The organism is Dictyobacter alpinus, from assembly GCF_003967575.1.
GTDB classification, from domain to species: domain Bacteria; phylum Chloroflexota; class Ktedonobacteria; order Ktedonobacterales; family Ktedonobacteraceae; genus Dictyobacter; species Dictyobacter alpinus.
This window is the reverse complement of record NZ_BIFT01000001.1, coordinates 3,295,802-3,308,531: the sequence shown is the minus strand read 5'-3', so window position 1 is coordinate 3,308,531 and position 12,730 is coordinate 3,295,802. Positions and strand designations below refer to the sequence as shown.

General features: G+C 48.4%; 8 protein-coding genes. 5 read left to right on the top strand and 3 right to left on the bottom strand.

Annotation, left to right across the window (positions count from 1 at the left end; genetic code table 11):
* The first annotated feature begins 351 nt into the window (after positions 1-351).
* Positions 352-516 carry a hypothetical protein gene (locus EL633_RS36535; RefSeq protein WP_161982120.1) on the top strand — a complete coding sequence of 55 codons (165 nt, stop codon included), beginning with the start codon at positions 352-354 and terminating at the stop codon, positions 514-516.
* 6 nt (positions 517-522) lie between these two features.
* Here EL633_RS36535 and EL633_RS13170 read toward each other — a convergent pair whose 3' ends face one another.
* Both EL633_RS13170 and EL633_RS13165 read right to left on the bottom strand, forming a co-directional pair.
* The gene (locus tag EL633_RS13170; protein ID WP_126627621.1) at positions 523-3,507 is read right to left on the bottom strand and encodes a sensor histidine kinase; all 2,985 of its coding nucleotides are present in this window, start codon (positions 3,505-3,507) and stop codon (positions 523-525) included.
* A 62-nt stretch (positions 3,508-3,569) separates the two neighbouring features.
* Positions 3,570-5,546: a nitrilase-related carbon-nitrogen hydrolase gene (locus EL633_RS13165; protein WP_126627620.1), complete on the bottom strand. Its 1,977-nt coding sequence runs from the start codon at positions 5,544-5,546 to the stop codon at positions 3,570-3,572.
* A 729-nt stretch (positions 5,547-6,275) separates the two neighbouring features.
* Here EL633_RS13165 and EL633_RS13160 point away from each other — a divergent pair.
* The 4 genes from EL633_RS13160 (at position 6,276) to thrS (ending at position 10,863) form a co-directional block, all read left to right on the top strand.
* Positions 6,276-6,692 carry a hypothetical protein gene (locus tag EL633_RS13160; protein ID WP_126627619.1) on the top strand — a complete coding sequence of 139 codons (417 nt, stop codon included), beginning with the start codon at positions 6,276-6,278 and terminating at the stop codon, positions 6,690-6,692.
* Positions 6,693-6,847: 155 nt separating this feature from the next.
* Positions 6,848-7,459 carry a hypothetical protein gene (locus EL633_RS13155; RefSeq protein ID WP_126627618.1) on the top strand — a complete coding sequence of 204 codons (612 nt, stop codon included), beginning with the start codon at positions 6,848-6,850 and terminating at the stop codon, positions 7,457-7,459.
* Between the two features lie 134 nt (positions 7,460-7,593).
* Positions 7,594-8,424: a hypothetical protein gene (locus tag EL633_RS13150; protein ID WP_126627617.1), complete on the top strand. Its 831-nt coding sequence runs from the start codon at positions 7,594-7,596 to the stop codon at positions 8,422-8,424.
* A gap of 648 nt (positions 8,425-9,072) precedes the next feature.
* Positions 9,073-10,863, top strand: a complete 1,791-nt coding sequence (gene thrS / locus EL633_RS13145; RefSeq protein ID WP_126627616.1) for a threonine--tRNA ligase — start codon at positions 9,073-9,075, stop codon at positions 10,861-10,863.
* 178 nt (positions 10,864-11,041) lie between these two features.
* Here thrS and aceB read toward each other — a convergent pair whose 3' ends face one another.
* A complete protein-coding gene (gene aceB, locus EL633_RS13140; protein WP_126627615.1) occupies positions 11,042-12,649 on the bottom strand; it encodes a malate synthase A in 1,608 nt (535 codons plus the stop codon).
* Positions 12,650-12,730 lie beyond the last annotated feature (81 nt).

The following is a 12,730-nucleotide window of genomic DNA, read 5'->3' as shown; positions in this document are numbered from 1 at the left end:
TTTAAAACTGGATTTCATGAGAGTCAAACAACAACATATCAGGAACAACAGAGCGCACGCAGGGCTTTTTCATGTTCGCCCAGAGATCGCAGGGAGATTACTAGCAAGCAATCAGATGGACATTATTTCAGGTGGAGTGTGTGTTGAGCGCGGCTGCAGCCGCGCTCAACACACACTCCACACCCCAACCTGGCGCCGCAGGCGCCAAAAAGGAACATGAAAAAGCCCTGGAGCCACGCTCGTTATGTTTCTTAAGACACCACTATTGTGATATCATAAGGAGAGATCTATACTTCTAGATTGAACATATTCTGATACCACAATAGATGCGCGAGGAGGTTTTCATTTCATATGAAGGCAGTAAAAACACACGTTGGTCGCTGTGATACCTGCGGCGAACCAGCAGCTTATGCACAGCTCCTGGCTGGCGGTCGCAGTTTCCGTTTTTGTGAGCAACACGCTCCACTACTGGTAAAAAAACAAGCCGAAGCAGCCGCGGCCAGCAACAAAAAATAAATACCTTTACCTGGCCATGGGCAACAGTATATGGAATGTAGACCCGCCTCCCGGAATTCCTCTACTCTCAATCCAAATCTTCCCACCCATGGCTTCAATTAAACGCCGCGAAATATACAGCCCCAGACCCGAACCCCGGACAGGACTATTCATATCACTCTCCAACCGATAAAACCGCTGGAAGAGCCGCGGCTGATCCTGTGGGGCGATACCTTTGCCTTTATCAGTAACACTGATGACTACCGCCGTCTCTTGCTCCGTTGAGTAGGCAGCCGAAAAAGTAATCGGGGTTCCCGCAGGTGAGTATTTCAGGGCATTCGTACTAATGTTCATCAATACTTGATGCAGGCGCAGCGGATCAGCATAGACGTAAAACTGGGGGGACACATCGCAGATCACCTGGCGCTGATCATGGGTAACCTGCGGCTCAATCATGATCATTACTTTGTCGAGCATGTTTTTCACCGAAACACGCTTAATTAAAGCTGGCTTGATCGCCGCCTCAGCCTCAATGCGGCTGGCATCCATAACATTATGCAGCAGGATCGCGAGCTCCTCACATCCCATCTGTGCCCTCTGTAAGAACTCCTGCCTCTGTTCCTTTGGTAATACCTCATCATACTGGGCGATCAGCTCAATATAGCCCTGTACAGCGGTTAGCGGAGTACGCAACTCATGCGAAGCCGTGATCATAAACTGATCTTTCATTTTATCCAGTTCTTTAAGCTGTTCATTGGCACTACTCAAGCTCTGATAGAGTTGGGCATTGGTAAAAGCCACGCTGGCCTGCTCCACAAAGTCCTGTGCATTTGCGATATCAGCTTCGTCAAAGGATAGATCACTATTGCTTCCAAGCGGCACCGAGCGCGCGAAAATCAAGAGTCCATTGAGCCGACCACCAGTTACCAGGGGAGCCAGAATCGCCGTATAGATACGATGGCGAATCAACTTGGCCCGTAGCGCAAACTGGCGTGAGCCTGGTTGCTGATCTCGGCTAAGCGCCGTCTGTGCCCCGCTTTCACTTGAAGGCTGCGTCCGACGTGACGGACCAACCTCCAGCAAAAAAGGATGCAGCGGCTGCGCTGTTTCTTGCTCGTATTCCGCGATACGCAATGTTGGCCAATCAGTGAGCAGGTCACTACTTTCCAGTTGATCAGGCATTGTCACCGCCAGCGGCTCCAACAGGCCCTCCGCACGCCTGGTATAAAAAGCCACATAATCCGCATGCAACGCATTGGACCCTTCCGCACAAATAAGCTGACTGATCTCAATCGGCTCCATAGCAGCAGCATTTAATATCGTCGATATATTCACCATAGCGCGGGCAAACTTTTCGCGCCCTTGCACATCTTGATAGAGATAGGCATGCTCAATCACGATCGCAATCTGATCGGCATAACTACGTATAATCGAGGCCATCAATGCATCGCTACGCGAGAGCACATGGCGGGCCACACCCAGGCTTCCCAGAATCTTGCCTTGATAGATAATCGGAAAAAAATGCATCGAGGGTATATGCTGCCGCTCCTGCCAATGTCGCAACTCACTTGGAAGCTCATTCGCGTGGACGTTCCACAACAGTTCACATTCCTTACGATCAGCCACCAGACGATACAAAATAGTATCACCGGCAATACGATAATTCAGTGTATTGACAAGCCGGGATCCAGTACTCACAATGAGGTGTGAATGCTCAGAGAGTGGCTGATCATATTCTTCCAACAACACAACCATGGCCGAAGTAAAGCCAAACTGCGTAATCAGTACATTCAAAATGCGCTCACGCAACGCATCTAGCTCTAAAATATCGCTTAACTGGGTCACCAGATACCGCACCTGTTCAGCCTCTTGTAGCCGTTGGTCGCGCTCACGTAACAACGCCTCATTCTCACGCGTCGCAAACAGATGGCGCGTCACGATCAGCATACCAACCACTGAACTAAGTACAAACAAGCTATTTACAGCCTCATTGTTGACCCAATGCAAATACATCACTTCAATAATACATAATCCGCCTAAAATGAAAGCCAGCGGCACATACATACTTTGGACATGGAACCAGTGTAAGCGTTGGCCCCGAATTGCTATTGCGCCCTCTTGTCCTACAGTTGCAGCATTTTCCCCACTCTGTACATAAGCGCGAACCTGAATATTGTATTGGTAGAGAGTCGAGAGACCGATCAGTAGCGCACCGATAATCCAGGCCAGATTCGCCCAAAGATTCTCTGGGACTGAAGGGGTAAAAGAAATATCGTGCCAGCTACAACCAATATCCCCTAGAATCGTGAAGACGAGTCCACCACCTAATATCCAGATAGAACGCCGTATATGCAGATTTGCACAATGCTGCAAATACAGCAGCAAAACCAGCAGCAGAAAAACATCGCCTGAAATTGACAGTAACGCTAAGCGTAATCGGAATAGCCAGTCACTGAATCCTATGCCAACAGGAAGCGGCAAATTGAGCGTAATAGTGAAGAAATACCAGAAGATACCTGCCAGACAACATGTGGTGATTAACGTATCGACAATCATACTTGCACGTAATGGAGACGTACCAGGCAATAGACGAATGCCGATAAACAGGCAGGGATAAAAAAGGCAGAAAATGGCGTATCTTAATAACAGCAAAAAGTGGCCCGTGGGTGGATCAAACATGGTATTTTCAACCAGCCCACGCGCCCCTAATGCTAGCAAACCAAAGGTGATAAACAACCAGGCATTATGGCTACGTGTATCCAAAAAATGAGGATCCGAGCGCGCCCAATGTGATGCCTGGAAAGCCCAGAAAGCCCCGACGCATGCCGTGATGAAGACCGTTATGTGTGGCAAGAGATCATCACCGGGAAGATCAAGTTGCATGCTCATCAAAACCAGGCTGATCCCGCTAATCACAACGAGAAAGATAGCAAAAATCAGCGCCATCACACTATAGCGATATCGCTTTTGCATCGAGGCCAGATCTATGTGCTCAACTGCTATCGTCTTCATGCCTGCTCCGCTGCACGCATAGATATTGCCAGCAGACCCTCAGACCGATAGCTAAAACAGGTCTATTTCTCGTTTGGCTGCTGCAAATTCTTGCGTACAAGGTCCATATACCAGAATGGCTGACGTTTTCGCAACATTGGCTTACTACGAACAAGATTGCCAGGAATCGAATCTAGGATATTATATGCCAATTCGCCAGTTAATGAACCGGCCATATCGCCAGGGCTATACTCCAACATCCGTGTGGTCCGACGTCCTGTTCTCTGTTCACGAGTATCGATGGTCATCATCATCAAGCCTTCTTCATCCTCATCTGCAATCACCTCAGAAAGAGAATAAGGGGCAGCACCACCTGGTGAAAAGACACCACTTAAGCCGTTGGCGCGCATACCATGGCCCGTGCCAAACCAGTTCGCCAGAGCCAGATACACATTATGTTCAGCGGCACGCGTGCGCCAGATCATAAAATGGAATGGCTCATTCATCCCTATACCATCGCTCATTATCGATGACGAATGTGACAATTGAAGTCCAATTGGAACAGGAAAATTCAGGAAGGTTGGCGCACAAACCAGATCAGTACCCTTACTGGCAAGAACACGCAAGGTCTCGGGAAAAAGCACATCATAGCCAGTTGCCAGACCAATACGACCAGTTGGCGTATCAAAGGTCGGAAATCCCAGGTCGCCTATCGTAGCCCATAAACGATCTATCTCACTCAGGTGTATTTTGCGATAAATGCCATACACCCCTTCCGGATCAAGGAGAAGGACCGTATTGTAATATGTGTCGCCTTCAGCCCGTTCAGCTACGCCTAATACCATGCTGATCTGTAGCTCATTGGCAAGCGAGACCAGGGCGTCGGTCTCTGGTCCTGGTACCTGGATCGCGCCTTGCTGGAAATGCGCCGCCAGCGCGGCGTTATCGCCCTGGGCCAGTACCTGTGGAGGCACAGGACCGGGCAAGAGCAATTCCGGTAACACCAATACATCTGGTACGGCTGGTGCATTATCGCGCATCAGCGTTTGCAGCCAGTTTTGCAGATACAAAATCCTATCGACAGGGCTCGCAACTGGAGCAGCCACAAACTCGGCCAGATCCATCTGCACAATACCAGCGCAAGAAAGCTGACCGGTTGGTAACTCACCCAGTTCATAGAGACTATGGTAGCGCAACGGTTCCCATAAGTAACTATTTTGAACAACCGAACGATAGGCTGTTGGTTGCCGATCGGCCAGGGAATGTCCGATCAGCTCGCCATCCTTTAACCAGCGCTTATCCCGACTCCGCTGCAAATCCACTTCCCCATAGACAATGCCTTCACCTTCTTCAAGAAAGGTCTGGAGTGAGCCATCGGGATTTAGCACACAACTGCCACCACGGAACTGTACGCCACGCTCCCGTCCATAACGGTTCGCGGCAATTACATACATTTGATTTTCAAAAGCGCGTGCCATCCACCAGCTACTGGGACAGGATTCATCCACCCAGTTCGTTGGAAAGAGCAACACGTCCGCCTCATGTAAGGCAGCAACGCGGGCAGCCTCAAAATATTTAGCATCGCCACAGATCAACGCACCCAGTCGACCCAGGGGCGTCTCCCAGACGGGAAACCCCAGATCCCCGTCGCGTGCCCAGCGCGGATCACCAATATCGAGATGCACCTTTCGATATACACCAACCACCCCATCTGGACCCAGTAATACCATGCTATTATAAAAAACCTGCGTATCAGGATCCACCTCTGGTAAACCCAGAGCAACGTAGCAAGCATACTTACTGGTCAATGCTTGAAAACGATCAGTAGTTGGACCGGGAATAGGCTCCGTATAAGGAGCGATCTCATCGCCGGAAAGCCAACAATAACCGGTTGTTGCCATCTCTGGTAAAACTATCAGCCGTGCATCATGCGCCGCTGCATCTTCTACCAGGCGGAGAAGATCCTGAATATTCTTTTCCTTCTCGCCTAGAGTTGGCTCATATTGAATGGCAGCAACCCGGTAAGTGGAGATTTGTGGTTGTGTGAAGAGAGAGCTCATTAAAGCTTCTGTGCTCCTGCTGTAGGACTATGGGAAAGCCATAACTGAAATAATATGCTGAATAAATCGTGATTATCCCTTGTATTATAACACTAATCAGTCTCTACTATACATAATTTTTCGCATTTTTGTAGTACTTTGTGGTTGATTTCTGTCTCTTTCAGCATTTTCCTCTATAACATCTTCCTCTATTCGCTTTCTGCCCGTTTCTCATCACTCTATCCATAGCATTGAAAGTATCGATACAAGAGCAGAGTTTAAGAGGCGCGGAAAGCCTGATCATTCAGCAAGCTGATCAGAAATATGCATAATTCCTTAAACCGATCTAACAACCTGGATAACCAGCCAATAGTATAGAATTACATGCATTTTTTAACGCACATATCAACTTTATTCTATTCGTTTCCATTAAAGTTAAACTTTTGACTCTCGATTACTTAAGATGCGAGATAAAACTCACCGTCCTGTGAAGTATCCCGCGAAAGCTTACTAAACCTATATATAATCGCATCATCCGATCTAAATGTGACCATTGTGGAGTACAGATACAGCTATGTTCAAGATGACACAATAGCCAGTCTGGCAACTCTACATATCATGCATCCGACCAGGGAAAACGATGCACACATTTTGATTGCCAGGATAGCATGAAGATACGTTTATGCTTAATAGGTTTATAGCATGATTCTATTGAACATGAATATACTTTATATGGAAAGGTACACAACAATGAACTTCAAAAGTGTCAAACCACTTATCGCAACCCTGAGTATCGCAGCATTGAGCATGGGAGCATCAGCTGGCCTGACCATGCCTGCCAGCGCTCATTCAAATGATTGGAGCCCTAAGCGCGAAACAGAAGTTTGTTCACCCGAAAAAGACCGAAGCATCCTTAAAGATAATGAAGTTGAACATAACGATATTGACTTCAGACTGAGAGCAACGGTTGTCTGTGTGAACGCAACTGCCAACAACAATAACAACAATGTTAACAATATTCACCTGACCAATAAACTCACCAACCACATTAATATCCGAACAAGCAACCGTCCAAATTTCCGTAACAATAACCGTATCCACAACAATAACAACAACGACAACGCAAACGAACAGAGACAGGCCTTGTTGCATAACAACGACGACTAGATCAGCAAACCGGCTGGCTGGCTACTGAAGCCAGGTCAATCAAGTCCATGCTTCAGTAGTCGCCAGCTGGCGATATCAAGCTATCCTGAGCTATATATGGGATGAAACACCGTTCTGCGAGCAAGGATGCTGTTTCTCTCTATAAAGGAAAATCCATGTTTATTAAAAGAGTGAAACCCTTCCTGATGGCCCTTGGTATCAGCGTCATCAGTCTGGGAGTCTCGGCAGGCCTGGCTTTACCAGCTGGTGCCCATAGGGCCGATATCGTTGCTCCCACAGTAGTACTCAGTGGCACAGGCGCGCTGTGTCCAAATATGATGACTATCGCTACCCTGTTACCTGGCGATGCACTTGAGGGAACAGTGGTTGTCACATCAACCGGTGGCCCCTCAACAACCAATATCAGTGATACGAATACTGGTCTCTCTCGAGAATTCTTTGGCCTGACACCTCAGCCCTTCTCGATTCTAAATAATACCGCGACGGTCGATACCATTAGAGCTTGTGATCGACTGGCTCCACTCACAGCCATTATCCATGCCAACCTGATCAGAGCTGGTAGCACAAGCGGTAACAACGTTGGAACCATCAATATTAAAGTCAACGCCAGTGCGATTAACAATAATAATAGTACAAATAATATTACGTTACTGACCAAACTCTACAATCTCCTTTATGGCATGAATAAGCAGCATCATTATAAACATCATAAACATTATGATGATCAAGATAGCCATGACAATCATAACCGCCACAATAACCAATAATCGCAAAAACACTCATCACCAGGTCAAACACCTGGAGCTGGGATTCCCTGATCTATGCATGGAGTCAAAATAAGCACAGGCAGCCAGAAGCAAGGATGCTTACTCATATAGTGATAAAAAAGGGAAAATTTTCCATGAAAAGCAAATATATTAAACATATATTCTCTCCTCTAGCTATCAGCCTCATCAGTATAGGAGCCACAGCAGGTCTGAGCTTGCCAGCCAGTGCCCGTACAACGGATGTGGTTGCTCCAACCTTTGTCGTCACTGGTGTGATCTGTGGACAATCTGGTAACACATTAGCCACGCTGCTGCCCGGACAATCCTTAACGGGCGATGTGGTGATCACAAGTAGTCCAGGTAGCGTTACTATGGCAGATAGTAATGGTAGCGCGCAAACATTTTTGGCGACAAACCCACCCAGCCCACAGCCTTTTACGTTTATCAATACAGCAATGAGTCCCGATACCATTTTTGCTTGTAACTCAAGCCCATCCCTTGCATCCGTTATTAATTCTAAAGTGCTCGTTACCGCCACAGGAGAATCAGCCAACGGAGGTGGTCCAAGAGCACCCATCAATATTGTGATCGATGCGCACGCGAACAATAATAATACCAATACAAACAATATCAATGTCAGCAATCTCCTGCGTAACCTGATCGGGCATAATGGTTATGGCAATAATAATGGCTATGGCAATCGGCACTATAAACACCACCATTATAAACGCCACCACGATAACGACGACCAGCCGGGAGACCAATCCAACAATCACGCTAACAATCAATCTAGCGACCACGCTAACAATCAATCCAGCGACCATACTGGCAATCAATCCAGCGACCACGCTGGCAATCAATCCAACAACCACGCTGGCAATCAATATAGAAGCCACTCCGGTAATCAATTCAAAAACCGCTCTGGTAATCAATTCAAAATTCGCTCTGGTAATCAATCCAGATAGCCACGATACAATCCGGTCACAAATAGTCTCCACTCAAACTAAAAAGGCGGTCCGTACCCTCACGGACCGCCTTTTCTCGCGCCTGCGGCGCTCGTCCCACTGATTTCATGCGTGTGTTACGGGCACCGCCCGCAACACACGCATGAAATCATTCTCCTTTCGGCCCGCTTGCGGGCCGAGTCAGAAAAAAGAAGGGAGTACACATAAAATAGCCCTATGGCATTGGCCGTAACCACTTTACAGACGAGAGAGGGGTATGTTACTATTTGCTCAATGAAATGAACAGGTGTATGCTCTAGAGAATAGTCCCTAGAGAATGTACTGATAGTGTACACAAAGAATTACGGCCATAACGCGAGACATGTCTCTTCCCATAGGAATACAGAGAGGCAGCATCAGCGGCTGAGAGTGCTCCCCAAAACCTGCAAGAAGTAAGATACCCCTCGCCAGTCTGTACTGAGAAAGTAAAGTACACGTTTCACCTACGTTACAGGGTGCATGAGCACGTTCTTCTTGCGCGACGATAAAAGGCCAGTTTGAGCAAGGAGACGCGGAAGCAGGGTGGAACCACGAAAAGTATCAGACCTTTTCGTCCCAGTGTGGGATGAAGAGGTTTTTTTGTTGTTGCCAGCTAAGGAGGCTTTTGTTATGCCAGTTGAAGTTGAACTCCAGGAGTCGGTAAATTATACGCCGCTTCAACGTATGCGCCACTCGGCTGCACATGTGATGGCCGAAGCGATTCAAGAGATTTTCCCCGAGGCAAAATTTGCGATCGGGCCGGCTATCGAAGATGGTTTCTACTATGATTTTGATCTTCCACGTCCTCTGACACCTGATGATTTACCGGACATTGAGCAGCGAATGAGGCGCATTATCGCGGCTAAGTATCCATTCGTACATGATAGTTGGCCACGCGACAAGGCACTGGAACACTTCCGTAATAAGGGTCAGGATTACAAGGTTGAGATCATTGAAAATCTTGCGGTATCAGAAGTTGGAATCTATCAACAGGGAAATTTTCTGGACCTGTGTCATGGACCCCATGTCAAGAATACCAGCGAGATCGGTCCGATCAAGTTGATGCGCGTCGCGGGAGCTTACTGGCTTGGAGATGAGTATCGTCCAATGCTCCAACGTATCTATGGTACGGCCTGGTTTAACCAGGAGGAGTTGGATCAGTATCTCTGGCGCCTGGAAGAGGCATTAAAGCGAGATCATCGCAAGCTGGGGCGTGAGTTGAAACTCTTTACGTTCAGCGATGAGGTCTGCGCGGGCGTGCCACAGTTCTATCCACGCGGCGAGACATTGCGCCACTTGATGGAATCCTATGTCCGCGAAACACAGGAGCGCTATGGCTATCAACATGTCTGGACCTCTAATATTGGGAAGGTGCGTCTGTATAAAACGTCTCAACACTGGTATACATATCGCGAGAATATGTTTCCGGTCATGAAAGGCGATCAGGAACTTTCAGATGACGACGCATACATGCTGAAACCGATGAACTGCCCACACCATATCCTGCTATTTAAGTCACAGATGCATAGTTATCGCGAACTACCAATCCGTTATGCGGAATCGGATACACTCTACCGCTATGAAAAAGTCGGCACGCTCACGGGACTGGCTCGCGTGCGTAGCGTGACACAGGATGATGCCCATGTCTTTATGCGACCCGACCAGATTCAAGAGGAGTTCAACCGCTCCATCAACCTGACACTAGAGGTTTTTGAGACCTACGGCTTAACGGATTACTGGTTGCGCCTCTCTCTACGTGATCCACAGCGGAAAGAGGAATATATCGGTAATGACGAGGTCTGGGAGGTGGCGGAGTCTGCTTTACGCCAGGCGATTGATAGCAAAGGCATCCAGTATGAAGAAGGGATTGGTCAGGCCGCTTTCTATGGTCCAAAGGTTGACTTTATGGTGCGCGATGCTTTAAATCGCGAATGGCAGTGTTCAACCATTCAGTTGGATCTTGTGCTGCCAATGAATTTTGAGTTGGAATATATTGGCGAGGATGGAAAGCCCCATCGTCCAGTTATGCTTCACAGGGCCGTCACAGGTTCGACAGAGCGTTTTATGGCTATGCTCATTGAGCACTTCGCAGGCGCATTCCCGGTCTGGTTAGCACCCGTACAGGCTATGATTATTCCCATTGCGGACCGCCACCAGGATTATGCGTATAAGATATTGGAACAATTGAAGGCCGCCGGTATTCGCGCAGAAGTTGATGTACGCAGCGAACGCATGAATGCCAAGATTCGTGATGCACAGTTACAAAAAATACCGTATATGCTCGTGGTTGGCGATAAAGAAACCGCAGCCGAAGCCGTCTCGGTCCGTCTACGTACGAATGTTGACCTGAAATCTCTTCCTGTCACACAATTCATCGCCCGCGCCTCAGGCATCATCTCCTCCAAAAGCATGGAATTGTAGCGCTACGCGCAAAAAAATCAATCTGGTCAATGCCGCTGGCATTGACCAGATTGATTTTTTTGATGGGGCAGGAAATTGTTGGCGATGCCAACAATTTCCTGCCCCATCAAAAGTTATTATACAAAGCCGAATAGATACTAAAACACTTGAGCCAGGTAAGCAACCTCCCAGGCTGTAATCAGGCCAGATATTTATAGGCGGGCAGGGTCAGGAATTCGATAAATGTATCGCTGGAGATCAGTTCATCCAGGATTTTAGCGGCCTGGGAAAACTTGCTATTTGCATAGGTAGGCTCACCTAACTGCTCTTCCAGGTGATCCAGTTCGGTCGCCATAAACTCACGGACAAGCTTCAAAGTCACTTTGCGGCCATCAGCCAGGATACCCCGTGGATGCCGTATCCATTGCCAGATCTGGGCACGCGAGATCTCAACGGTGGCGGCATCTTCCATCAAGTTGTTGATGGGAACACAGCCATTGCCGCGCAACCAGGATTCCAGATATTGCAAACTGACACTGATATTGTTGCGCAATCCAGCTTCCGTGATCGTTCCTTCAGGCATCTGGAGGAGATCTGCTTCGCTGACCTGCACATCTTCGCGTTTACGCTCAATCTGGTTAGGAGTTGGCATGACGGCATCGAATTCGGCCAGTGCGATCGGCACTAGTCCGGGATGCGCCACCCAGGTACCATCATGACCATCGGTGGCTTCACGCCGCTTGTCAGCCCGTACACGTGAGAGCGCCTCTTCATTGGCAACCGGATTATTCTTGATGGGAATCTGGGCCGCCATGCCACCAATCGCAGGTGCATTGCGCCGATGACAGGTGCGAATAGTGAGGAGAGAATAAGAATGCATAAAATGCGTGGTCATGGTCACCTGAGCACGGTCCGGCAACAGGAATTGTGGATGCGTATGCAGTTTCTTGATCACACTAAAGATATAATCCCAACGTCCACAGTTGAGTCCAGCTGAATGCTCCCGTAACTCATACAGGATCTCATCCATTTCAAAGGTGGCCAGAATAGTTTCGATCAGGACCGTGGCTTTAATGGTTCCCTGCGGTATACCAAGCGTGCGTTGAGCCAACACAAAGACTTCATTCCATAAGCGTGCCTCAAAATGGCTCTCAAGCTTGGGCAGATAGAAATAAGGTCCTGTCCCATTCTTAAGGAGTTGCTGCGCGTTATGAAAAAAATAGAGACCAAAGTCAAATATGCCACCGGGCACTGGCTGTCCATCTACATAGACATGTTTCTCATCCAGATGCCAACCACGTGGCCGGATCAATAGGACGGCGGTCTGCTCATTCAGCTGATATTGTTTCCCTTCCGGACTACGATAACTAATGGTACGATGGATCGCATCGCGTACATTGATCTGACCCTGGATAGTAGCTTCCCAGGTTGGAGAATGGGCATCCTCGAAGTCGGCCATAAAGACTTTTGCCCCTGAGTTCAAAGCGTTGATGACCATCTTACGCTCAACCGGGCCCGTAATTTCGGTCCGCCGATCTTGCAGGTCGGCTGGCAAAGGCGCAATCGTCCAATCGCCACGGCGAATATGCTCGGTTGCGGGCAAAAAATGCGGTAACTGTCCTGCATCGAGTTCGCGCTGGCGTTGAATGCGGCGCTCTAATAACGTACGACGGCCTTCGCGTACCGCGCGGGCCAACAATGCAACAAAGTGCAACGCCTCCGGTGTCAGGATTTCAGCAAACTCTGGTGTGACATTAGCCCGTACTTCCACGCCTTCAACCACGTGCGATAGCTGTTGATCAGTCATAGTCAGCCCCTTTCGACGAAAGAACGCACTGTATCTACAAAAGACTATAATCGTGCGATGCCCGTAGAGGTAGCACCTCTA